Here is a 22,104-nt window from a genome sequence, read left to right as displayed (position 1 = left end):
CCGCCCTCCACTCTGTGTCAGGCCCGGGTCACGGCGACCGCCTCCACCTCGACCAGCTGGTCGTCGTAGCCGAGCACGCTCACTCCGAGCAGGGTGCCGGGAGCGTCGTGTCCGCCCATGTGGGAGCGCACCACCTTCCAGGCCGCGACCAGGTCCTCCTGGCGGGAGGAGGCGACGTAGACGGTGGTCCTGACGACGTCGGTGAGCCCGGCGCCCGCGTCCGCCAGGGCGGTGCGCAGGTTGCGCATGACCTGTTCGGCCTGGCCCGCGTAGTCACCCACCGCGACGGTCGCGCCGTTCTCGTCCAGCGGACAGGCGCCCGCGGTCCACACCACGCGCGCGGGCGCCTGGGCCGTGGCGGCGTAGGCGTAGTCCACGGCGTCGGTCAGGGTCTGGCTGCGGATCAGGCGGACCGCGCTCATCGTGCTCCCGGGGTCGTGTCGGTCGGATCCGCTCAGCCTAGCGACGGGACCGGGGAGGCGCCCGGCGTTTTCAGGTGTGGACGTCGGGGATCAGCACGCTCAGGCAGGTCACACACGCCTCCAGCTTCTCGAACTCGGAGATGTCCACCGGCAGCACCCGCCACCGGTCGGCGGTCAGCTGGTGGATGGTCTCGTGCGCCGCCGCGCTGACCAGCACGTCGCGCCCGCCGAGCGGCAGCACGTGCGCACCCCGTTCCTCGGTCGCGCGGCGCACCGCGGGCAGGACCTCGGCCTCCACCAGGTCGGGCAGACCCACGAGCGTGCCGTCCGGCAGCGCGGTCACCGCCGACTTCAGGTGCAGCGCCGCGCCCATCCCCACCCGCTCGACCTCCCGGCCCAACGGCTTGAGCAGCTGTTCGAGCTGTGCCGCCCCCTCGGCGTTGGTACGCCCGCCCACCCCCACGTAGACGGTCGACCCCACCTGGAGCACGTCACCGCCGTCCAGGGTTCCGGGCGCCTCGACGCGCGCCACCCGCAGGCCCAGAGCGCGCACCGCCGCCTCGACCCCCTCCGTCTCGCCACGGCGGGCCTGCGCGCCCGGGCGGGTCAGGACCGCCAGGTCGTCGCACACCACCACGGTGTCCTCCACGAACACCGCGTCGGGGTGCTCGGGAGCCGGATCGACCTCACGCACCCGCCACCCGGCCGAGGCGAGGGCCTCCTGGTAGATCGTGTACTGGCGCGCGGCCAGGACCGGGTCCACCTCCGTACGCGGGACGTGGGTGACGATGCCCCGTGCCAGATCGGGTCCCGGACGGCGCGTCAGGGCGACTCCGTGATAGGTGTATCCGTCCACGTGCACGACCTCCAGGGGCTTGACCAGGGGATTTTCGGAAGAGCACAACCTATCGCGCATCCGTACCCGTTCTCCGGACGCGGCACGCGGGTCGTTCGGCTTGTTCTCCGGAGCGCACCGGGGCAGGGTGAGGGGCATGGACGTGATCATCGTCGGTGCCGGGATCGTGGGGACGAGCGCGGCGTTCCACCTGACCCGCAGGGGCGTGTCCACCGCGCTGGTGGACGCCGCGCACCTGGGTCAGGCCACGGCGGCCGGACTGGGCGTGGTCTTCCCCTGGCCGCTGCCCTGGGACGAGCAGCCGGTGTGGGACTTCAAGGCCCGCGCGGCCGAGCACTACCCGCGGCTGATGGCCGAGCTGGCCGAGGACGGCCACACCACCGGTTACGAGGTGGTCGGGGGCCTGTCCGTGGACCTGGAGGGCGACGACGCCGGGTTCGACCTGCTGCGCACACTGTCCCAACGCCCGGAGTTCGCGACGATGGGCGGGGTGGAGCGTCTGTCCCCGGGACGGCCCCGTGAACGCTTCCCCCTGCTGCCCGAGGACTACGGCGGGGTGTTCGTGGAGGGCATGGCCCGGCTGAACGCCCCGGTGGCGCGGGCCGCCCTGTTCAACGCCGCCGAGGAGCGGGGGTTGCGGTACTTCAAGGGCGACGCCCACCTGCTGTGGAACGGCCACCGGGTCACGGGCGTGCGGGTGGGGTCGGAGGACCTGGAGGCGCCCGTGGTCATCGTCGCGGCGGGGGCGTGGTCGGCCGGGCTGCTCGCGGTCGCCGGTGTGGACCTGCACGTGCACCCGGTGCGCGGACAGGTGACGCACTTCGCGCTGCCCGGACGCGACACCCGCACCTGGCCCGTGGTGCGCTTCGGTGAGCGCGGGTACTTCGTGTCGGCGTTCGGACCCGATCGTGTGGTCACCGGCGGCACCTGGGAACCGGAGGCCGGGTTCGACCGGCGGGTGACGGCGGCGGGGCTGCTGCACAACCTCTCCACGGCGCTGGATGTGCTGCCCGGGCTGGAGGACGCCACGGTGGTGGAGACGCGGGTGGGCTTCCGGCCGGGCACGCACGACGGACAGCAGTTGCTGGGGACGATCGAACGGCTGCCCGGGGTGGTCGTGGCGAGCGGCCTGGGCGGTGACGGGTTGACCTTCGGCCCCTTCCAGGGGGTGGTTGCGGCCCGTCTGGCCCTGGGGGAGGACCCCGGGATGGACCTGTCGCCCTTCCGGCCCGACCGGGAGATGGCGCCCGCCTGACCCCTCCCGACGCGGTGGCGCGGAGGGGCACTGAGTAGTCGTACTCAGGCACGAGGGCGGGGAAGCCGCCAGCATGGAGTCATGAACCCCTACAGCCCCCAGCCCCGTTCCACCCCGCAGTTCTTCCTCCAGTCCGCGCTGTCCTTCGGCGCGGCGGCGGTCGGGGTCGGCGCGGGCATCATCTACCTTCCCGTCGACCTGTGGATCCGGGCCTTCCTCGGCCTGGGCCTGCTCTACGTCATCACGTCCACGTTCACGCTGGCCAAGTGCGTGCGCGACCGCCAGGAGGACGCACTGGCCGCTGAGGCGGCCCAGAACTACCAGCAGATCCCGATCTGGAACGGCGAGCAGCCCGTCCCGCGCGCCTGAACGGGACGGGCGAGCACCCCGGGCGCCCCCGAACGTCCGGGGGCGTCGCGCCGGTGTCAGGCGTTGGGCGGAAGAGCGGTGCCCGCGCCACGCTGGCGTGTTCTGAGCAGGTCGTGACGCTCACGGGGCAGGGTGGGCTCGCCCGCGCCCTGCACGGTGAAACCGGCGTCCTCGATCATCTCCACGTCGGCCCTGCCCGCCTGGCCCTCGCTGGTGAGGTAGTCCCCCAGGAAGATCGAGTTCGCGATGTGCAACGCCAGCGGTTGCAGGGAGCGCAGGTGGATCTCGCGACCACCCGCCAGGCGCACCTCCACGTCGGGGAAGACGAAGCGGGTGGCGGCCAGGATGCGCAGGCACCGTTGCGGGGTCAGCTCCCAGGTGCCCTCCAGCGGGGTGCCCTCGAAGGGCATGAGGAAGTTGACCGGCACCGAGTCCGGCTCCAGCTCACGCAGCGCGAACAGGGCGTCGACCAGGTCGCCGTCGCTCTCACGCATCCCCGCGATCAGACCCGAGCAGGGGGAGAGCCCGGCGTGTTTGGCCCGGGTCACGGTGTCCACCCGGTCGGCGAACTCGTGGGTGGTGCAGATGTCGGCGTAGCGCTCCCGCGAGGTGTTGAGGTTGTGGTTGTAGGCGTCGACCCCGGCCTGGCGCAGCCGGTCGGCCTGGCCCTCGGAGAGCAGACCCAGGCAGGCGCAGACCTCCACGCCCGGGTGCTCGGTCCTGATGTCCTCGATGGCGGGGGCCAGACGTTCCACGTCGCGGTCGGTGGGACCGCGCCCGCTGGCCACCAGGCACACACGACTGGCGCCCGCACGCACCCCGTGGGAGACGGCCTCACGGGTCTGGTCCGGCTTGAGCCAGGTGTACCTGACGATCTCGGCCTCGGACCCCAGGCGCTGGGAGCAGTAGAAGCAGTCCTCCGGGCACAGGCCGCTCTTGACGTTGACGAGGTAGTTGAGCTTGACGCGGCGCTCGAAGTAGCGCGACCGGACCCGGAACGCGGCGGCGACCAGGTCCATCAGGTCGTCGTCGGCGCTGCTCAGAACCCCGAGGAGCTCGTCGCGGGTGGGCGTCTCACGGCGAAGGGCCTTCTCGGCCAGGGGAAGGAATGTGGTCACGGGGACGATCCTGGGGGTCGGGCCGTGGAGGGCACACCCGTGGAACCAGCCAAAAACACGACGGAAGTCTTGTACGGGGCGGTCGTTTGCCGCCGGCCCGCACCGGTGGCGGCCGAGAGCGCGGTGGAGGCCCAGCCCGGCGGGTCGGATCACCCGCGGGCGAGGCTCTCCCGCAACCGGGAGGCGCCGGTGAACACGTGGCCGCGCATGCCGAGGGCCTCGGCCGCCCGGACGTTCTCCTCACGGTCGTCGACGAAGAGGATGCGTTCCGCTTCCACGCCCAGGGCCTCCTGGCACCACCGGTAGGCGCCCGGTTCGGGCTTGGCGTGGCCGATGCGGCAGGAGAAGGCGCGCACGTGGAAGTCGTCGAGCCAGGGGTGGTGCGCCTCGTAGTGGACGGCCAGTTCCTCGGGGATGTTGGACAGCAGCGCGATCCGTCGGCCGGACGCCGCGAGCCCCTCGACCAGGGCGACCATGGTCGCGTCGACGGCGCTCCAGCTGGCGACGTCCGCCGCCACGAGTGCGGCGATCCGTTCCTCGTCGAAGTCCCTGCCCAGGGCCCCACCCACACCGCGCCAGTACTCCGAGGCGGTCACGTCGGCGCGGTCGTAGGGCGCGCGCAGGTCCCAGTACGCCTTCCAGAAGGCGGGGGCGGGCGCGTCCGCGGTCCGGGCCAGCCTGTCCTTTCCCTCCTCGGACTGGTGGCGGGCCAGGACACCGAAGAGGTCGAAGAGCACGGTCAACGGGTCACACCTTTCCATCGCGGTCGCGCCGTCGCGGTGCCGGTCCGGGCGTCGGGAGCATGGTTCCGGCGGTGCCGTCCGTGTGTCAGGCGGCGGGCCGACGAGGACCAGCGCCGTGCGGGGAGAACGACGCCTCCGCACGCGCGCGGTGCCGGTGGTCCGCTCCCCGTCGGCCGGTGTTCGCCGCGTCCCGACGGAAGACTACCGGGAACGGGGCCCAGGGGTTCCCCCTCGCGTCGGAGGCCCACGAGCCCGGACGCCCGCATGCGGGGAAGCGGGTGGTGGGCGGGGTCCGTGTACCAAACAATGGACATCTTTTGCCCCATGGGCGTTTTGTCCGTGACCCTCCGCCGCTGGCATGTCCACCCTGGGACGAGCACTGTGCCACGAGGGAAGGACATGGGAACGTGAGCGGAGCCAGACCAGTCGGCGACGAGGGAGCTCCGACGGGGGAGAGCAACATCGTCCACGTGACGATGATCGCCGCCGCCGCGGCGATGGGTGGTTTCCTGTTCGGCTACGACAGCGCCGTCATCAACGGCGCGGTACCAGCCATCGAGGAGCGGTTCGGCGTGGGGTCTGCCGTCCTCGGCTTCACGGTCGCCGCCGCACTCCTGGGCTGTGTGGTGGGCGCCGCCGCCGCGGGTGCCCTGGCCGACCGGGTCGGCCGCATCCGCACCATGCAGATCGCCGCCGTGCTGTTCGCGATCAGCGCCATCGGATCGGCCCTGCCGTTCACGGTGTGGGACCTGACCGCCTGGCGGATCCTGGGCGGTGTCGCCATCGGCCTGGCCTCGGTGATCGCCCCGACCTACATCGCCGAGGTCTCACCGGCCGCATACCGCGGCCGCCTGGCGTCGTTGCAGCAGCTGGCGATCGTGTTGGGCATCGCCGGATCCCAGCTGGTCAACTACGGCCTCGCGCTGATGGCGGGCGGCGCCGCGAGCGACATGCTCGGGCCGGTCCAGGCCTGGCAGTGGATGCTGGGCATCGAGATCGTCCCGGCCATGATCTACCTGGGGCTGAGTCTGCTCATCCCCGAGTCGCCTCGTTACCTGGTCCGTGTGGGACAGTCGGAGCGTGCCCGCNGGCGTCCCCGCCGCATCCTGGCCGATGTGGAGGGCGGAGGCGCCGAACGGGTGGACCAGCGCATCGGAGAGATCCGTGAGGCGCTGGGATCGGAGATCCGACCCAGGCTGAGCGACCTGACCGGCCGCTACGGTCTGCTGCCGATCGTGTGGATCGGTATGGCCGTCTCGGCGTTCCAGCAGCTGGTCGGTATCAACGTCATCTTCTACTACTCCAGTTCGCTGTGGCAGTCGGTCGGCGTGGACGCGTCCGCCTCGCTGCTGCTGAGCCTGTTCACCTCCATCGTGAACATCGTGGGTACGTTCGTGGCGATCCTGCTGGTGGACCGCATCGGCCGCAAACCGCTGCTGCTGGTGGGATCGGCCGGGATGACGGTGGCGCTGGCCCTGACCGCCTACGCCTTCAACCACGCGGTGGTCGAGGGCGAGGAGGTGACGCTGGCGTTCGTGTGGGGCGCGGTGGCGCTGGCCGGAGCCAGCCTGTTCGTGCTCTTCTTCGCACTGTCGTGGGGTGTGGTCGTGTGGGTGCTGCTGGGGGAGATGTTCCCGCTGCGCATCCGTGCCGCCGCGATGGGTGTGGCCACCGCGACCCAGTGGCTCACCAACTGGCTGATCACCGTGAGCTTCCCGAGCCTGCGCGACTGGGACCTGACCGGCACGTACCTGATCTACGCGTTCTTCGCGCTGCTGTCGTTCTTCTTCGTGTGGAGGTTCGTCAAGGAGACCCGCGGCAAGACCCTGGAGGAGATGGAGGGCTGAGGCTCAGCGCTCCAGGTCGATCTTTCTCTGGAGGAACTCCTCCCGGTCGATCTCGCCGCGCGCGTATCTGAGTCGCAGTTCCTCCTCCGCGGCGTCCACGGCCGGTGGCCGGGACGGCTCGGGAGCCCGGCGCCGTCCGGGGCGGGAGGGGTCGGCCGAACGTGCCACGGACGCCACCGTGACGACGAGGAAGACGCCCAACGCCAGCATGATCAGGATGACAAGCGCGGCCATGATGGAGGTCACCACCCGCTCCCCACTCGCAAGGAAACCGCTCTTCCGCCTTCTACTCTTTCTGTGTACCCCGGTTCGGGCCCCTTCTCCAGGGCCCGTCCGCACCTGTGGACCACCTCTTTCGTCCGGACCGCCGTAACCTGGAGTGTCGCGATCCGGACGAAAGGGATGGAATGCGCGTCCTCCTCGTGGACAACCACGACTCATACACGTACAACCTCTTCCAGCTCCTGGCGCGCGTCCTCGGCCGGACCCCCTCAGTGCTCACCAACGACGACCCCCGCTGGAAGGGGTTCGACCCGGCGGACGTGGACGCCGTGGTCGTCTCACCCGGCCCCGGCCGCCCGCAGAACCCGCGTGACATGGGCAGCGTCCCCGAACTCCTGGCGCACACCCGCCTGCCGGTCCTGGGCGTGTGCCTGGGCCACCAGGCCATCGCCCACCTGGCCGGAGCGGACGTGGTCTCGGCGCCCCAGCCCCGCCACGGCCACCTGACACGCGTCCGCCACACCGGCGCGGGCCCGTTCGCGGGCCTGCCCCAGGACTTCACCGCCGTGCGCTACCACTCCCTGGCCGTTCCCGAGCCCCTGCCCGAACCCCTGGAGGCCACCGCATGGGCCGAGGACGGCGTCGTCATGGGGCTGGCACACCGGACGCTGCCCCGCTGGGGCGTGCAGTTCCACCCCGAGTCGGTGGCCAGCGAGTTCGGCGCGGAACTGCTCGCGAACTTCGTGGACCTGGCCCGCGCGCACACCGCCGCCCCCGATCCCGGGACGGGCCGGACCCCACGGAGCGGGCACACGGACCACGCCCCGGACCACGCCACGACCGGAGCGGCCCCCGGACCGGGCACGAACTCCCCCACGGCGACGGCCTCGGCGGGGCCCTCCCGGCAGCGTCCCGGCCCCACGTCGGGCAAGCCCGCACGTACCCGCGAGCTTCCCCGGGCCGTGGACACCGAGGCCGCCTTCACCCACCTGTACGGCGACGCCGAGTACGCGTTCTGGCTGGACAGCTCCCGACCCGAGGGGACGGCGCGCTTCTCCTTCCTCGGCGCCGCCACCGGCGAGGTCCTCACCCACCGGGTCGGCGGACCCGTCCGCGTGCGCGCCTGGGACGGCACCGAACACCACGAACCCGGCAGCGTCTTCGACGCCCTCGACCGCCGCGTCCCCCACCCCGCGCCCTCCGGGCTGCCCTTCGACTTCGCCGGAGGATACGTCGGCTACCTGGGCTACGAGCTCAAGGCCGACCGCGGCGCCGACAACGCCCACACCTCACCCGTCCCCGACGCCGTGTGGCTGCGCTGCGACCGGTTCGTGGCCGTCGACCACCACCACGGGCGCACCTACGCGGTGTGCGCCGACGACCTCCCCGACGGCGACGAGTGGCTCGACACGACCCTGGCCGCCCTCGCAGACCTGCCCCGCCCGGCCCCGCCCGCCCCCGCCGCGCCGGCCGTCGACCTGGCCTCCCTGTTGGAGCGCCCGCGCGAGGACTACGTCGCCGACGTCAAGGAGTGCCTGGCCCAGCTCACGGCCGGGGAGAGCTACGAGGTCTGCCTGACCAACCGGGTCCGCCTCCCCCACACCGGAGGCGACCTGGACACCTACCGGCGTCTGCGCGCCGCCAGCCCCGCGCCCTACGCCGCCCTGCTGCGCCTGGGCGGGATGAGCGTGCTCAGCGCCTCCCCCGAACGCTTCCTGCGCGTGGACGCCGACCGTGTGGCCGAGAGCCGCCCCATCAAGGGCACCGCGCCGCGCCACCGCGATCCGGACACCGACGCCCGCGTGGCGGAGGAGCTGCGCACCGGCGCCAAGACGCGCGCCGAGAACCTCATGATCGTCGACCTGCTCCGCAACGACCTGGGCCGGGTGTGCGAGGTCGGCACCGTCGAGGTGCCCGCGTTCATGTACACCGAGTCCTACGCGACCGTGCACCAGCTGGTCTCCACCGTGCGCGGCAGACTGGGCCCCCGGGTGTCCGCCCTGGACGCGGTACGCGCCTGCTTCCCCGGGGGATCGATGACCGGCGCCCCCAAGGAACGCACCATGGGGATCATCGACCGCATGGAGACCTCCGCGCGCGGTGTCTACTCCGGTGCGCTGGGCTATGTGTCCTCCTCCGGCACGGTCGACCTGAGCATCGTCATCCGCACCGCCGTGCTCGCCGACGGTGAGCTGACCATCGGCGCGGGCGGCGCGATCGTACTGGACTCCGACCCGGAGGAGGAGTACGAGGAGATGCTGCTCAAGGCCGCCGTGCCCGCCCTCGGCCGCTGACCGTCGGAAAACCGCTTGCCGCGCCCCGCGCGCGGGCAGGACGCTGATCCCCATGGACGTTCCCAGGCACCAGATCCGCGCGCAGCACACCGACACCACGGTCACCGTCTACCAGGCCTACGCACCGCACCTCGGGCTGCCCGCCGCGCGTGAGGGCCGCTTTCCCGCCGCATGGAAGCGCGACCGCATGACCTGGATCAAGCCGTCGTTCCTGTGGGTAATGTATCGCTGCGGGTGGGGTCTGAAGAAGGACCAGGAGACCGTGCTGGCGGTGGAGATCACCCGCGAGGGCTTCGCGTGGGCGCTGCGCAACGCGTGCCTGTCGCACTACACGCCCGCCGTGCACCCCGACCGGAAGGCCTGGCGTGACCGCCTGCGCCAGGCGCCGGCCCGTGCGCAATGGGACCCCGAGCGCGACCTGCGCCTGAGCCCCCTGGAGCACCGTTCCCTGCAACTGGGACTGGCGGGCGAGGCCGCGCGGCGTTACGCGGACGAGTGGATCGTCTCGATCGCCGACGTCACTCCGCTCGCGCGCCGGGTGCACACCCTGGTCCGGGAGGGCGACACGGCCGCGGCGGCCCGTCTGCTGCCCCGGGAGCGCCCCTACCCGGTCCCACCGGGGGAACTGGACCACCTGCGTCCCGCCACCACCGCCTGAGAGACCGGCCGTGGGCCCGGGTGTGGAACACGTCCGAGCCGCCGGACCGCGCCCCACCACCGACCGGGGCGGAGACCCCTCCTCCGCACGGCCGGAACCTCACCATGCGGCCACTTGCCTAAAGGTCTTAGGAAGAAGTAGAGTCGTTTATGGTAGATGGGAGTAATCTTATGGCACGTGCGGGACTGACCACGGAACGCCTCACCCGGGCGGGAGCGGACCTGGCCGACGAGGTCGGCTTCGAGCAGGTAACCGTCTCGGCGCTGGCCCGAGGGTTCGACGTCAAGGTCGCGAGCCTGTACTCGCACGTGCGCAACTCCCACGACCTCAGGACCAGAATCGCCCTGCTCGCCCTGGAGGAGCTCGCCGACCGGGCCGCCGACGCCCTGGCCGGGCGGGCGGGAAAGGACGCCCTGACCGCCCTCGCCAACGTCTACCGCGACTACGCCCGCGAGCACCCCGGCCGCTACGCCGCGACCCAGCTCAGACTCGACCCGGAGACGGCGGCGGCCAGCGCCGGTGTCCGGCACGCCCAAATGACACGGGCGATCCTGCGCGGCTACGACCTGACCGAGCCGGACCAGACCCACGCGGTCCGGCTCCTGGGCAGCGTCTTCCACGGCTACGTGACCCTGGAACTGGGGGGCGGGTTCAGCCACAGCGCCCCCGACACCCAGGAGACCTGGTCACGGACCCTGGACGCCCTCGACGCCCTGCTGCGGAACTGGCCCGCACCCTGACCACGGTCCACGTCCGGTCGGCCGCGCGCCGCACCCACACACCAGAGCCGTCCCACAACCTCGACCCACAGGCTGGCACCATGCACACCACGAACGACTGGATCACCACCCCCCTCACCCCGGACCTCCTGCGCGGCGCCCTCGACCTGGAACGCACCGAGCACGGCCTGCTTCCGCACCGGCTGCCCGCCTGGGCCCGAGCCCAGTGCGCCGACCCACAGCTGGCCATGGCCGAGTCCCAACCCTCCGGGGTACGGCTGGCCCTGCGTACCGCGGCCACCACCGTCGAACTCGACACGCTGCCCACCAAACGCGTCCACCCGGGCGCCCCGCCCCGCCCGGACGGCGTGTACGACCTGCTCGTCGACGGCCACCTCGTCGACCAGGCGGTCGCGACCGGCGGCAACACCCTGACCATCGACATGGCCACCGGCACCACCGAGCACCGGCCCGGCCCGGTCAGCACCCTGCGCTTCACCGGCCTGCCCGACCGGGCCAAGGACGTGGAGATCTGGCTGCCGCACAACGAGACGACCGAACTCGTCGCCCTGCGCACCGACGCCCGTGTCGAACCCGTGCCGGACCGGGGGCGCAGGGTGTGGCTGCACCACGGCAGCTCGATCAGCCACGGATCCGACGCCGCCAGCCCCACCACCACCTGGCCCGCGCTCGCCGCCTCCCTCGACGGGGTCGAACTGGTCAACCTCGGCCTGGGCGGCAGCGCCCTGCTCGATCCCTTCACCGCCCGTACCATGCGCGACACCCCAGCCGACCTGATCAGCGTCAAGATCGGCATCAACCTGGTCAACGCCGACCTGATGCGTCTGCGCGCCTTCGCACCCGCGGTGCACGGGTTCCTCGACACCATCCGCGAGGGGCATCCCAGCACGCCGCTCCTGGTCGTGTCCCCGATCCACTGCCCCATCCACGAGGACACCCCGGGGCCCGGCGCCTTCGACCTCGACGCCCTGCGCGCCGGACGACTGGGGTTCCGGGCCACCGGCGACCCCGAGGAACGAGCGGCCGGGAAGCTCACGCTCACCGTCATCCGGGAGGAGCTGTCCCGTATCGTGCGCCAGCGGGCGGCCGACGACCCGAACCTGGACTACCTCGACGGTCGCGAACTCTACGGCGAGGCGGACTTCGCCGAACTGCCACTGCCCGACCAGCTCCACCCGGACGCCGCCACGCACCGCCGCATCGGCGAACGCTTCGCCAAGCTCGCCTTCGGTAACGGAGGTCCGTTCTCCGCCGAGAGAGCTTGATACACCCGCCCGCGCAGCCCGTTCGGTCACGGCTCACCGTCACGGCCGCCCAAGGCCGGTACCGCGACGGCGGGCCGTCACGGTACCGGGGCGGCTGGAGGGAACGCGGCAGGAGTCGCGCCGGGGCGTCGTACAGCGGGATAGGGGGCTGCCGGACGCGCTCTAGTCGAAGACGGGCACACCCCCGCGGACCAGGCGCCAGTTCACCACGTGGAAGTCGGCCGGGTTGATGGTGCCGGTGGCCGTGGCGTGGTCGATCAGCGCCTGCCTGACCTGCACCTGCGCGTTGTAGACCACCGGGGCTTCGGTGATGTGCGGGAAACCGCCGCCGCCCGACTGGCGGTAGTTGTTCACCGCCAGCACGAACCTCTGGTCATCGGCGATCTCCACGCCCTCCAGCCGCAGCGAGGACACACGTTCACCGGCGGGCCGCGAGACGTCGATGTCGTACTCCAGACCGGCGATCTGGTCGAAGTTGTAGTCGGGAACGCCGTCGGCGTTGGTCAGGTCCTCGGGGTTCACCGCACCGGTGGCGGGCACCCGGTGGAGGTAGCGCGCGGAGTACTCCAGGTAGTCGCGCAGCTGGGCGCCGGTGAGCACACTGGCCAGCAGGGTGTTGTCGTAGACGTACAGACCGGCGATGTCCCTGATGCTGACCTCCCCGGCCGGGAAGACCGCCGAACGGCTGAAGGGAGCCGCGATCGACAACACCGGCAGGTCCGCCTCCGCGGTGTCCGCGATCGCCGCGCGCACCGTCTCCGTCTGCACGTGCTGGACGTAGTCCACGATCGCGGTGTCCCGCCAGCACGCCTCGGCCGCGCTCAGCTCCTCCACCGACGTCGCCACCACCTGGTTGACGTACTCCACCGCCGCGGCGTGCTGGTCGGCGACCAGTTCCACGATCTCGGGGTCCTCCCGCACGGTGTTGCTGTTCAGCGTGATCGCACTCTTGGAGGTGACCCGCCAGCGGCCCCTCTCGCGCCGCAGCGCCAGGTCCATCACCGACAGTCGCCGCCCCCAGAACGAGGGCATGGTCATCAGCACCCGTTCCCCGGTCACCTTGTTGGTGACGAAGCGCTCGGAGACGTCCCGGTGGGCGTGCCCGAACAGGATCGCGTCGATACCGGGCACCTGCTCGGCCACCATCGCCGAGGCGTTCTCGACGGGGACGCCCTCGCCGTAGGAGGAGGTGCCGCTGTCGCCGGAGTGGGCGCTGACGATCACCAGGTCCGCTCCCTCACGGCGCATGATCGGCACCCAGTGGCGAGCGGTCTCCACCAGGTCCCGGAACTCCAGTTCCCCCTCCACGTGGTGGCGGTCCCAGATGATGGAGCCCGGGTTGGTCAGCCCCAGCACACCGACCACCAACGGCTGCGTTCCCGGCTTGTCGAGGCAGTCCACCCTCATACGGGTGAGCACGTAGGGGCGGTAGGCGGGGTCGTCGGTGCCGTGGTGGACGGCGTTGGCGGCCAGGACGGGGGCGTCCATCTGGTCGATCCAGGTGTCCAGGTGCTCCAGGCCGTAGTTGAACTCGTGGTTGCCCAGGGCCACGGCGTCGTATCCGACGGCGTTCATCGCCCGTGCCATCGGATGGGTCCGCCCCGTCTCGGTGATGGGCTCGACGACGTTGTAGTAGGTGGCCAGCGGAGCGCCCTGGATGGTGTCCCCGGAGTCGAACAGCAGGGTGTTGTTGCGACCGCGCTCGGCGCGGACCTCACCGATCAGGCTGGCGGCCTTGGCGATACCGATGTGGTTGCCCTCGTCGTCCTCGTACTCCGCGTCTTTGAAGTAGTCCCAGTTCAGGCAGTGGCCGTGCAGATCGGACGTGCCCATGACGGTGATGAGGGCGTCACGGGACGAGGAGGCGGCGGCCGTGCCCGGCCAGCCCGCCAGGGCCAGCGCACCGGCGGCGCTCAGACCGCCGAGGGCGCCGCGTCGGGAGATACCGGTGTCCTCTGCCATACGTGTCTCCAGGGAGTGGGGGCGAACGAAACCTCCACAGGCTAGTGAGACAGCCTGGGGAACGGAACCGGTCGTGTGTTAACAATCAGTGCACGTTCACCACCAGTCACCGGACAGGGGGACAGGATGTACGGAACCGAGGGCGGGGCGGGGGAGGCGGTCCAGCAGGCCATCGAGGGGGAACTGCGGCTGCTGGAACCACGGGTGCGCGCCTCCCGCAGGCTCGCCGCCGAGCTGCTGGACCCCGAGTTCACCGAGGTCGGCAGATCCGGCAGGCGCTGGGACAGAGAGACGATGCTGGCCGAACTGGCGACCATGGACGGCCCCCGGGAACCCTCGCAGGCCGCGGGAACCGCACCGCCCCGGGTGCGGGTCAGCGAGATGGTGGGCAGACTGCTCGCCCCGGACCTGGTGCACCTGACCTACGCCACCGAAGTCGGCGGGACACGCGCCCTGCGCAGCTCGCTGTGGCGCCGGGGCGCGGACGGCGAGTGGCGGATGTACTACCACCAGGGCACACCCGCCCCCTGACCCACGACGAGCAGGGCGCCAAGCCGCGGCTGACCGTGGAGACCGCCGAGGAGATCCGTGGGCGGGAACGGCGCGGCCCGCACACGGCCTCGGCGCCCTCAGCCGGTGCGTGCACCGGCCAGCAGGAGGAACAGCGGCACCCGCCGCCGACGCGCGTACTCCTCCTCGTTCCCCTCGAACGACTCCCGGTGCGGGGCGCACTCGCGCAGCGCGGTGAGCGAGAACCCCGCCCCGTGCAGTGCTCGCACGTAGTCCTCGACGGTGCGGTGGTGCCACGTCACCGGTTCCCCCATCCACTCGCGTTGGCGTGGGCCGCTGGCGAAGTAGTCGTCCACCACCCAGTCCTGCCGTGGCCGCCCGGAGGCGGAACGGGCGTCGTGGCAGGTCAGTACCGGATGCGGCACGGTGAACACCATGCGCCCTCCCGGCCGCAGCCACCGCAGCGCCGACGCCAGCACCGGGGCGACGTCGTCCACGTAGTGCAGTGCCAAGCGGGAGACGACCAGGTCGAAACCGGCCGGGGAGGCGGTGAAGTCCTCCATGTCGGCGTGCTCGACCCTGCCGACCGAACCCCGCAGCCGTGCGCGGGCCCGCTCCACCATCGCCCCGGACCCGTCGACCCCCAGGTAGGAGCGGCATCCCGCCTCCAGCAGGATCCGGCCCAGGTCGGCGTCACCGCACCCCAGGTCGAGCACGTCCAGGCCGGTGACCGCTCCGAGTTCCCGCAGCAGCGCGGGCTCCTCCATCACCGTGTTCGGGCTGGCCACGCCGCCGTGGCGGCGCTGACCGTAGCGCTCCGACATCCGGGGCCGGTCGTAGAAGGACGATCCTCGCTGGGGGTGGGGTCCGCTCATACCCGGAACCCTAGACTTCGCCTGCTCCGCCCGGACCTGGCGCACACCCGTTTCCCGGTCAGCTCGGCGGCGGTGGTTCCGTGGAGTCCTTGACGTGACCCAGTTCGGCCCTCAGGGCACGCACCTGCTCGGTGAGTTCTCGCAGTTGCCGCTGTGTGTCCGCTTCCGGTTCCGCGTCCGCTTCCGCTGGCCGCTCATCCGTCTCCTTCCCCGGATCGACGCGCTCGACCAGCCAACTGGACAGCGTGCCGGTGATGACGCCGAGCAGGCCGACACCCATGACGAAGAGTCCGACGGCGATCAGCCGTCCGGCTCCGGTGACGGGGTAGAAGTCGCCGTAGCCGACCGTGGACACCGTCACCAGCGACCACCAGAGCGCGTCGGGGAGCGTGGTGATGTTGGCTCCGGGGGCCTCCTGCTCCACACGCAGGACACTCAGCGACGCCATGACGAGCATGATGACGGTGATGCTGGCGGTGTACAGCAGCACGTGTCCGCGCAGGGACACCGACATGCGCCGGTGCAGCAGGGAGACGACGGTCAGCAACCGGACCAGGTGCAGGGGGCGCAGGACCGGCAGCACCACGATCAGCAGGTCCAGGAGGTTGCGGCGCACGAACGCCCACCGGTCCTCGGCCAGGAACAGGCGCACGACGTAGTCGGCGGCGAAGGCCAGTCACACGACGAAGACGACCGCCTGACACAGCTCCTGCCAGCGCCGGGGCAGATCGGTCTCGACGGCGGGCCAGGCATAGGCGGCGACGAAGACCAGGGCCGCGAGGACCAACGGCAACTCGGTCAGGGACTGCCAGCGGGCGAGGCGGCCCTGGGGACGGTCAGGGGATGTACTGTGCTCTTCCACGCTCTGATTGGACCAAACACCTCCCTTCGGCGCGAACCCAGGTCCACCCCGTCACCGATCGTGCCGGGACAGGAGGGTCGTCCACAGGTCCGGTGCACAAATGGTGGTCGGTGAGCGGTCCGCGATACGGTTACGGACATGGACAACGCACCGACACGACCGTCCACGTCGGTTGAGGACTACGTGAAGGTCATCTACGACCTCCAGGAACGCGGCACCGGCCCGGTGACCATCTCCGGTATGGCCGAGCGCCTGTCCGTGTCCAATTCGTCGGTGTCGGGCATGCTCCGCAAACTCAGCGAACTGGGCCTGGTCGAACACCAGCGCTACGGCGCGGTCAACCTCACCGAGCCCGGGACCAATGCGGCCCTGTCGGTACTGCGCCGCCACCGACTGCTGGAGACCTACCTGGTCGCCGAGCTGGGCTACTCCTGGGACGAGGTACACGACGAGGCCGAGATCCTCGAACACGTGGTCTCGGACAAGTTCGTCGACCGCATCGCCACCCACCTCGGCGATCCCGTGGTCGACCCGCACGGTGATCCCATCCCCACACGCGAGGGACACATCGTCGAGCGCGAGAGCCTGCTGCTGTCAGAGGCGGAGAAGGGCGTCAGCGGCGTGATCGTGCGTGTCAACGACACCGACCCCGACCTGCTGCGCTACCTGGCCGACATCGAGATCGGCATCGGCATGCACGTGGAGGTGGTCGAACGCCAGCCCTTCGCCGGGTCGATGCAGATCAACGTGCGCCCTGACGAGAACGCCCCCGAGCGCTCCCAGGCCCTGGGCCTGGTGGCCGCCGAGTCCCTGTGGATCAGCGCCGACGGTAACGGGTAGGGATTTTCCAGGAAACACCATCGCTGCCCGAAGGACATGGCCACTGTGGGTAACGAGAGCGATCCGACAACCGGAGGCAGCAGCGACATGCCCGTTTCCCCTGTGGCCGAACGCCAGGTCTCCATCGAGGACCAGTAGTCCCTGCCTATGCCTCCGCCAGAGGGCTTCACCGCAGACGACCTGGACCGCCTTCCGGATCTTCCGCCGCACACCGAACTCATCGACGGGAGCCTGGTGCTGGCGTCCCCTCAGAAATTCTTCCACGCCTTCGTGTTGTCGCTCCTGGACCGGACGTTGTACACACAAGCACCAGAACACCCGGCTGTGTGTCGAGAGATCACGGTCCGGATCGGTGAGCGGCAGCGCCCCGAACCGGACCTGCTCATCGCGCAGGCACAGGCGATCGGCGACCCGGAGGGGACGTGGCTTCCACCCGAGGCCGTGGTGCTCGCCGTCGAGGTCGTCTCCCCGGAATCAGAGCTTCGGGACCGCGAGCGTAAACCTCAGATCTACGCGGAGGCGGGTATACCTCATTTCCGGCTCATCCAGCAGGACGGGGCGGGAAGCCGTCGTATTCGTCCATGAACTCGCCCCGACCGGGGGGTACGCCAGGCCCACGGTCCACCGGGAGCGCCTCAAGGTCTCCGTCCCCTTCGACATCGACGTGGACCTGACGAGAATTCAGCGCCGCTGATCCATCCCGATCCGGGCCGGCCTCGGGTGCGCGCCACCCATCGACCGGCCCGAACCGGAGACCATGGCCCGGGGCGGATCAGCCCTGGGCGCGCACGCCCGGCACACCGTCGTCGACCACGAACCGCGCCCGGTCACGGATGGGCGCGCCCGGCTCGCTCACGTAGTCCACGACCCGGTAGTCGGCCGTCCACTCGGTGGGCGTGATCACGTTGCGCACGTAGCCCCGCCTGCGGTTGATGAACCTGATGTGCGGGTTCTCCCGCAGCTGCACCGCGTCGCCCGGATTCTGCTCGCTGCCGTCGCCGCCGCTGGTGAAGGACGTGCCCACCAGCTCGGTGGCCACCGTCGCCGACTCCGGGTCGTCGAAGTCGGCCTTGACGTCGGACACGTAGTTGGCGTGCACGTCCCCGGTGATCACCACTCCGTTGCGCACCCGCGCCAGTTGGTCGCGGACCTCGTTGCGCTCGACGAGGTAGCCGTCCCAGGCGTCGTTGCTGAAGTTGGTCGCCTCACCGTCGACGAAGTCGCGCTGGGAGAAGAACACCTGCTGGGCCAGCACGTTCCAGCGGGCCCGCGAGGAGGACAGTCCGTCGAACAGCCACTGCTTCTGCCTGGCTCCGATCAGCGTGCGCGAGGGGTCGTCGCGTCCGGCGTCACCCACCTGCGGATCGCGGTACTGGCGGGTGTCGAGCAGGTGCATGTCCACCAGGTCGCCGAAGCGCAGTCTGCGGTAGAGCTGGATGTCCGGACCGTTCGGCAGCTGGGCGCGGCGCAGCGGCATGTGCTCGTAGTAGGCCTTCATCGCCTGGGCGCGCCGCCGGAGGAACTCCTCGGCGGGAACGTCCTCCCCGTTGGACTGCTCGTCGGCCCAGTTGTTCTCCAGCTCGTGGTCGTCGAAGACCACCGCCCACGGGAACGCGGCGTGCGCGGCCTGGAGGTTGGCGTCGCTCTTGTACTGGGCGTGGCGGATCCGGTACTCGGCCAGGGAACGGACCTCCACCTGGGGGACGTGCCCCCGGCCGATGCCGCCCTGGGCGGGGCCCTCGTAGATGTAGTCGCCCAGGAACGCGACCAGGTCCAGGTCCTCCTCGGCCAGGTGCGCCTGGGCGGTGTAATGACCGCTGGTGTAGCTCTGGCAGCTGGNGAAGGCGAAGGCGAACCGGTCCAGCCGCAGCCCCGGGGGAGGGGCGGTCCTGGTACGGCCGACGGGGCTGATCTCGGTGCCGACACGGAACCGGTAGAAGTACTCGGCGCCCGGGCGCAGACCCCGCGCCTCCACGTGCACCGCGTGGGCCATGTCCGGGCCCGTCTCGACGGCCCCGGAGGCGGTGATCCTGGTGAAGCCCTCGTCCTCGGCGACCTGCCACTCGACCTCCACCCGCCGGTCGGGCATGCCCCCGCGCCCGTCCTCGGCGAAGGGGTTGGGGGCCAGGCGGGTCCAGAGCACGACGCTGTCGTGGAAGGGGTCGCCTGAGGCGACACCGAGGGTGAAGGGCTCACCGATCCCGCTCGGTCGGGTGGCGGTGTCCGCGTGGGCGTGGGTGCTCCAGCCGGTGGCCAGTGCGGCGGCGCCCAGGGTGGCCGCGCCGCCGACCAGGACCTGGCGTCGGGTGGAGCGCGCGGCCGAGGCGCTGGGGGCGGGGATGGGGGAGGGGGAGGGGACGGGGGTGTGGGGAGTTCCCGGCATGCACGGTCTCCTGACGGGTCGCGGGGGAGCCCGGTCCGGTGACGGGCCGGGCGGGGGACCGTGCTCTATCCGGCCATGGAAGGGGGAACGTCCCAACCACCGCGTGGTGAACGTTGGGCTCCCGTGGGTGGCCAACAGGTGACCGACCGTCGCCGCGCAGGTCAGGGGCGCAACACGCCGGGAAGGTGCGGAGAAGACGTTCCGTGTCGCTGATTCGGCGCCCCGAACGGTGCGCGCGGGGCTTTCCGTGAAGGCTCCCCTCCCGCCCGAAGAACATAATTCGGAGATTCGAACTATGGTGGTGTCGTGTTGGAAGGAGAACGCCCATGACAGCGGAGGACACCGCCCACCCCAGGGCCGCGTTCGACGGGCCCTGACCCTCGGGCTACCTCCACACCGCCCCACCGGTGCTCCACCGGCCGGCCTGACCCGCACCGGCCACCCGAGAACACGTGGAGGGACGGGCGCACCGCCGTTCCGGGAACCGCGGAGGCCAGCGGTAGCATCAGCGCATGGACCAGGGGGCGAAGCCGGAAACGGCCGACGACGCACGCATGCCCGACCGCGCACTGGTGGAGGGGGCGCTGCGCTTCGTGCCCCTGATCGAGACCTACTTCCGGCGCGCCCACTCCGAGATGCCCGACGGCCTGCGGCGGCTGTTCACCAACCACCACCTCACCGCCCGACACGGCGCGGTCCTGGCCCAGCTCGCCCACGGCCAGGAACTCGGCATGGGCGAACTCTCCACCCGGCTGGAGGTGGGCGCCTCCACGGTCAGCGAACTGGTCGGCGACCTGTCCCGGGTGGGCCTGGTGGCGCGCCGCCACGATCCCGCCAACCGGCGGCGCGTCCTGGTGTCCCTGGCCGACGAGCACCGCGACCTCATGCGCGCGTTCGTGGCCAGGAGGGCCGAACCCCTGCTACGGACCTTCGCGCAGCTCTCCCCCGCCCAACGGGAGGGGTTCGCGGCCGGTCTGGAGGCCTGGGCCCGCGAACTGCACGGCGCCGGCCCCGCCCTCCGCGCGCCCTCTCCGGACGCGCCCCCGACCACGAACGGCACACCAGCACGATGAGCACGGTCTCCACCGGCGCACCGCCGTAGTGCACCAGCTCACCGGCCGCCCGGGCCTGTTCCAGGGGCACTCCGTCGGGCGGAGCGGCGTACAGGGACTCGGCCAGGACGTCGCGGCCGTGCCGGGAACGCCGGTCGACGGCCAAAGGCGCTGACGCCATGGTGTCCCACCTTCCCCGCTGGGCCCGTACTGGTCGTTCGCGGGACCGGTGGATCCGGGCCCCGGGTACGGCGTCCTGGCACGACCCGCTCGACGCCCCACCCACCCGCCACCCCGTCGGAGGATGCCCGGGCGAGCACCCTGAGCGTTCGCCGCCGGACCGGCCGATCACGGCCCGCCGGGTCCCGCGCGCTCCACACGCACCCTGGCCAACCGCCACGGACACCACCTATGCTGGAGCCATGTTCCAGCGACATTAAGTTCCACGCCGGTCCTCGGTCCGAGCACGGGGTCCACCGGACGCCCCCGCATCCGGTGTCCACCTCCGCTCGACCGAAAGACCCTCATGACCACCGTGCCCCCGCACGCTTCCGGCGTGCGCACGTTCCGCCTGACCGGACCCCTGTACGCCTACGCGGCCCTGACCGAGTTCGTCCTCCTCTACCCGCTGTACGCGCTGCTGTTCGAGGAGACCGGTCTGTCCGTCACCCAGGTCAGCTCCCTGTTCGTGATCTGGTCCCTGACCTCCCTCGTGGTGTCCGTACCCGCCGGAGCCTGGGCGGACGTGGTGCCCCGCCGCCACCTGCTGGCCGCCGCACCGCTCCTGGCCGCCGCCGGGTTCTCGCTGTGGCTGCTGTTGCCCGGCTACTGGTCCTTCGCGCTGGGCTTCGTCCTGTGGGGCGCGGGCGGCGCCCTGGCCTCGGGCGCCCTCGAGGCCCTCGTCTACACCGAACTCGCCCACCGCGACGCGACCGGCCGCTACGCCCAGATCATGGGGGTGACCCGCGCGCTGAACGTGGCCGCCGTCGGCGCCGCCACCCTCGTGGCGGTCCCCGTCATGGCCCACGGGGGCTACGCCGCGGTCGGCGCGGGCAGTGTCGCCGCCTGCGTGCTGTGCTCCCTGGCCGCACTCGCCCTGCCCGAACACCGCTCCACCGGAACCGACGACGGAGCCGGCCCGGAGAGTGCCTCCGGGTACCTGGCCGCCCTGCGTGAGGGACTGGCCGAGGCCCGCACCGACCGCCGGGTACGTGGCGCCATCGTGCTGGTGGTCGTGGTGACCTGCTCCTGGGAGCTGCTGGAGGAGTACGTTCCCCTGCTCGCCGCCGAGTCCGGCGTCCCCGCCGCCACCGTGCCCGTGGTGGTCCTGGTGGTGTGGATCCTCATCACCCTCGGAGGCCTGCTCGCCGGTCCCGTCTCCCGCCTGCCCGTGCGGGCCTTCGCACTCCTGCTGGGCCTGGCGGCACCCGCCATCGCCGTCGGGGCCCTGCTCGGCAACCCGCTGGGCTGGGCGCTGCTCGGCGCGGGCTTCGGCGTGTGCCAGACCGCGAGCGTGGTCGCCGACGCCCGGCTCCAGAACCGCATCACCGGGTCCAGTCGGGCCACCGTCACCTCCCTGGCCGTTCTGGGCGTCGACGCCCTCCACACCTCCTCCTTCCTGCTGTACGCGGGGGTGTTCGCCCTGACCGGCCACGGTGTCGCGTTCGCCCTGTTCGCCTCGCCCTACCTGGTCGCGGCGCTCGTCCTGGGCCGCGACCGCACCGGAAGCGCGACGCGGCCGACCGGTTGATCCGGGGACGCCGACACTTCCACGAACACGGGCCGAACCCGACGGCGGCCCCGCGCGTCTTCCCTGTAGCCGGGCGCCCGG

General features: G+C 71.4%; 21 protein-coding genes and 1 pseudogene. 12 read left to right on the top strand and 10 right to left on the bottom strand.

The annotated features are described in order from the left end of the window. Positions 1-17: 17 nt before the first annotated feature. Both D455_RS0101310 and ddaH read right to left on the bottom strand, forming a co-directional pair. A complete protein-coding gene (locus D455_RS0101310; protein WP_017568957.1) occupies positions 18-422 on the bottom strand; it encodes a RidA family protein in 405 nt (134 codons plus the stop codon). Positions 423-492: 70 nt separating this feature from the next. Further along, complete coding sequence (gene ddaH / locus D455_RS0101305; protein WP_026122203.1) at positions 493-1,278, bottom strand: dimethylargininase; 786 nt, start codon at positions 1,276-1,278, stop codon at positions 493-495. 136 nt (positions 1,279-1,414) lie between these two features. Here ddaH and D455_RS0101300 point away from each other — a divergent pair, with 136 nt between their 5' ends. Next, the gene (locus tag D455_RS0101300; RefSeq protein ID WP_017568955.1) at positions 1,415-2,533 is read left to right on the top strand and encodes an NAD(P)/FAD-dependent oxidoreductase; all 1,119 of its coding nucleotides are present in this window, start codon (positions 1,415-1,417) and stop codon (positions 2,531-2,533) included. 81 nt (positions 2,534-2,614) lie between these two features. Next, a complete protein-coding gene (locus tag D455_RS0101295) occupies positions 2,615-2,902 on the top strand; it encodes a YiaA/YiaB family inner membrane protein (protein ID WP_017568954.1) in 288 nt (95 codons plus the stop codon). Between the two features lie 56 nt (positions 2,903-2,958). Here the strand turns inward: D455_RS0101295 and bioB are convergent, their stop codons facing one another. Next, the gene (gene bioB, locus D455_RS0101290) at positions 2,959-4,020 is read right to left on the bottom strand and encodes a biotin synthase BioB (protein WP_017568953.1); all 1,062 of its coding nucleotides are present in this window, start codon (positions 4,018-4,020) and stop codon (positions 2,959-2,961) included. Between the two features lie 149 nt (positions 4,021-4,169). Continuing rightward, positions 4,170-4,763, bottom strand: coding sequence for an HAD family hydrolase (locus tag D455_RS0101285; protein WP_017568952.1), 594 nt, complete (start codon positions 4,761-4,763; stop codon positions 4,170-4,172). Positions 4,764-5,170: 407 nt separating this feature from the next. Between D455_RS0101285 and D455_RS0101280 the strand changes: the two genes are divergently transcribed. Then, on the top strand, positions 5,171-6,610 hold the full coding sequence (locus tag D455_RS0101280; RefSeq protein WP_026122202.1) for a sugar porter family MFS transporter: 1,440 nt from the start codon (positions 5,171-5,173) through the stop codon (positions 6,608-6,610). 3 nt (positions 6,611-6,613) lie between these two features. Here the strand turns inward: D455_RS0101280 and D455_RS0101275 are convergent, their stop codons facing one another. Continuing rightward, positions 6,614-6,856: an SHOCT domain-containing protein gene (locus tag D455_RS0101275; RefSeq protein WP_026122201.1), complete on the bottom strand. Its 243-nt coding sequence runs from the start codon at positions 6,854-6,856 to the stop codon at positions 6,614-6,616. 161 nt (positions 6,857-7,017) lie between these two features. Between D455_RS0101275 and pabB the strand changes: the two genes are divergently transcribed. From pabB to D455_RS0101255, 4 genes are all read left to right on the top strand, one after another. Next, positions 7,018-9,126 (top strand): aminodeoxychorismate synthase component I, encoded by a 2,109-nt coding sequence (pabB, locus tag D455_RS0101270; RefSeq protein WP_017568949.1) that lies wholly within the window; start codon positions 7,018-7,020, stop codon positions 9,124-9,126. A gap of 52 nt (positions 9,127-9,178) precedes the next feature. Then, positions 9,179-9,784, top strand: a complete 606-nt coding sequence (locus tag D455_RS0101265; protein ID WP_017568948.1) for a DUF4291 domain-containing protein — start codon at positions 9,179-9,181, stop codon at positions 9,782-9,784. 170 nt (positions 9,785-9,954) lie between these two features. After that, the gene (locus D455_RS0101260; protein ID WP_017568947.1) at positions 9,955-10,524 is read left to right on the top strand and encodes a TetR/AcrR family transcriptional regulator; all 570 of its coding nucleotides are present in this window, start codon (positions 9,955-9,957) and stop codon (positions 10,522-10,524) included. Positions 10,525-10,604: 80 nt separating this feature from the next. Next, a complete protein-coding gene (locus tag D455_RS0101255; protein WP_017568946.1) occupies positions 10,605-11,789 on the top strand; it encodes a GDSL-type esterase/lipase family protein in 1,185 nt (394 codons plus the stop codon). A 162-nt stretch (positions 11,790-11,951) separates the two neighbouring features. Here the strand turns inward: D455_RS0101255 and D455_RS0101250 are convergent, their stop codons facing one another. Then, complete coding sequence (locus tag D455_RS0101250; protein ID WP_017568945.1) at positions 11,952-13,751, bottom strand: bifunctional metallophosphatase/5'-nucleotidase; 1,800 nt, start codon at positions 13,749-13,751, stop codon at positions 11,952-11,954. 126 nt (positions 13,752-13,877) lie between these two features. Here D455_RS0101250 and D455_RS0101245 point away from each other — a divergent pair, with 126 nt between their 5' ends. Beyond that, positions 13,878-14,282, top strand: a complete 405-nt coding sequence (locus D455_RS0101245; protein WP_017568944.1) for a nuclear transport factor 2 family protein — start codon at positions 13,878-13,880, stop codon at positions 14,280-14,282. Positions 14,283-14,380: 98 nt separating this feature from the next. Here D455_RS0101245 and D455_RS0101240 read toward each other — a convergent pair whose 3' ends face one another. From D455_RS0101240 to D455_RS34780, 3 genes are read right to left on the bottom strand one after another with little or no spacing between them, the layout of a single operon-like run. Beyond that, positions 14,381-15,136, bottom strand: a complete 756-nt coding sequence (locus tag D455_RS0101240; RefSeq protein ID WP_026122200.1) for a class I SAM-dependent methyltransferase — start codon at positions 15,134-15,136, stop codon at positions 14,381-14,383. Between the two features lie 58 nt (positions 15,137-15,194). Further along, positions 15,195-15,812: a potassium channel family protein gene (locus D455_RS28845; protein WP_338037804.1), complete on the bottom strand. Its 618-nt coding sequence runs from the start codon at positions 15,810-15,812 to the stop codon at positions 15,195-15,197. Next, positions 15,813-15,998: a hypothetical protein gene (locus tag D455_RS34780; RefSeq protein ID WP_017568941.1), complete on the bottom strand. Its 186-nt coding sequence runs from the start codon at positions 15,996-15,998 to the stop codon at positions 15,813-15,815. Positions 15,999-16,136: 138 nt separating this feature from the next. On the opposite strand from D455_RS34780, the gene D455_RS0101230 reads away from it, so the two are divergent. Together D455_RS0101230 and D455_RS28840 are read left to right on the top strand one after the other, a co-directional pair. Continuing rightward, positions 16,137-16,838 carry a metal-dependent transcriptional regulator gene (locus D455_RS0101230; RefSeq protein ID WP_083922092.1) on the top strand — a complete coding sequence of 234 codons (702 nt, stop codon included), beginning with the start codon at positions 16,137-16,139 and terminating at the stop codon, positions 16,836-16,838. 147 nt (positions 16,839-16,985) lie between these two features. Then, a pseudogene (locus D455_RS28840) lies at positions 16,986-17,532 on the top strand (Uma2 family endonuclease). A 78-nt stretch (positions 17,533-17,610) separates the two neighbouring features. On the opposite strand, the gene D455_RS0101220 reads toward D455_RS28840, so the two are convergent. Beyond that, the gene (locus D455_RS0101220; RefSeq protein WP_017568938.1) at positions 17,611-19,221 is read right to left on the bottom strand and encodes an alkaline phosphatase D family protein; all 1,611 of its coding nucleotides are present in this window, start codon (positions 19,219-19,221) and stop codon (positions 17,611-17,613) included. 512 nt (positions 19,222-19,733) lie between these two features. Between D455_RS0101220 and D455_RS0101215 the strand changes: the two genes are divergently transcribed. Both D455_RS0101215 and D455_RS0101205 read left to right on the top strand, forming a co-directional pair. Beyond that, positions 19,734-20,294 (top strand): MarR family winged helix-turn-helix transcriptional regulator, encoded by a 561-nt coding sequence (locus D455_RS0101215; RefSeq protein WP_017568937.1) that lies wholly within the window; start codon positions 19,734-19,736, stop codon positions 20,292-20,294. A 505-nt stretch (positions 20,295-20,799) separates the two neighbouring features. Beyond that, positions 20,800-22,023: an MFS transporter gene (locus D455_RS0101205; protein WP_017568936.1), complete on the top strand. Its 1,224-nt coding sequence runs from the start codon at positions 20,800-20,802 to the stop codon at positions 22,021-22,023. Positions 22,024-22,104: the final 81 nt, after the last annotated feature.

The organism is Nocardiopsis halotolerans DSM 44410 (assembly GCF_000341065.1).
In the GTDB taxonomy this organism is placed as follows: domain Bacteria; phylum Actinomycetota; class Actinomycetes; order Streptosporangiales; family Streptosporangiaceae; genus Nocardiopsis; species Nocardiopsis halotolerans.
This window is presented reverse-complemented; position numbering and strand designations above follow the sequence as displayed.

Excerpts from the sequence above, each read along its gene's own strand:
- D455_RS0101310 (WP_017568957.1), bottom strand. The coding sequence starts at position 422 with ATGAGCGCGGTCCGCCTGATCCGCAGCCAGACCCTGACCGACGCCGTG.
- D455_RS0101300 (WP_017568955.1), top strand. The coding sequence starts at position 1,415 with ATGGACGTGATCATCGTCGGTGCCGGGATCGTGGGGACGAGCGCGGCG.
- D455_RS0101295 (WP_017568954.1), top strand. The coding sequence starts at position 2,615 with ATGAACCCCTACAGCCCCCAGCCCCGTTCCACCCCGCAGTTCTTCCTC.
- pabB (WP_017568949.1), top strand. The coding sequence starts at position 7,018 with ATGCGCGTCCTCCTCGTGGACAACCACGACTCATACACGTACAACCTC.
- D455_RS0101265 (WP_017568948.1), top strand. The coding sequence starts at position 9,179 with ATGGACGTTCCCAGGCACCAGATCCGCGCGCAGCACACCGACACCACG.
- D455_RS0101260 (WP_017568947.1), top strand. The coding sequence starts at position 9,955 with ATGGCACGTGCGGGACTGACCACGGAACGCCTCACCCGGGCGGGAGCG.
- D455_RS0101255 (WP_017568946.1), top strand. The coding sequence starts at position 10,605 with ATGCACACCACGAACGACTGGATCACCACCCCCCTCACCCCGGACCTC.
- D455_RS0101250 (WP_017568945.1), bottom strand. The coding sequence starts at position 13,751 with ATGGCAGAGGACACCGGTATCTCCCGACGCGGCGCCCTCGGCGGTCTG.
- D455_RS0101245 (WP_017568944.1), top strand. The coding sequence starts at position 13,878 with ATGTACGGAACCGAGGGCGGGGCGGGGGAGGCGGTCCAGCAGGCCATC.
- D455_RS0101240 (WP_026122200.1), bottom strand. The coding sequence starts at position 15,136 with ATGAGCGGACCCCACCCCCAGCGAGGATCGTCCTTCTACGACCGGCCC.
- D455_RS0101230 (WP_083922092.1), top strand. The coding sequence starts at position 16,137 with ATGGACAACGCACCGACACGACCGTCCACGTCGGTTGAGGACTACGTG.
- D455_RS0101215 (WP_017568937.1), top strand. The coding sequence starts at position 19,734 with ATGGACCAGGGGGCGAAGCCGGAAACGGCCGACGACGCACGCATGCCC.
- D455_RS0101205 (WP_017568936.1), top strand. The coding sequence starts at position 20,800 with ATGACCACCGTGCCCCCGCACGCTTCCGGCGTGCGCACGTTCCGCCTG.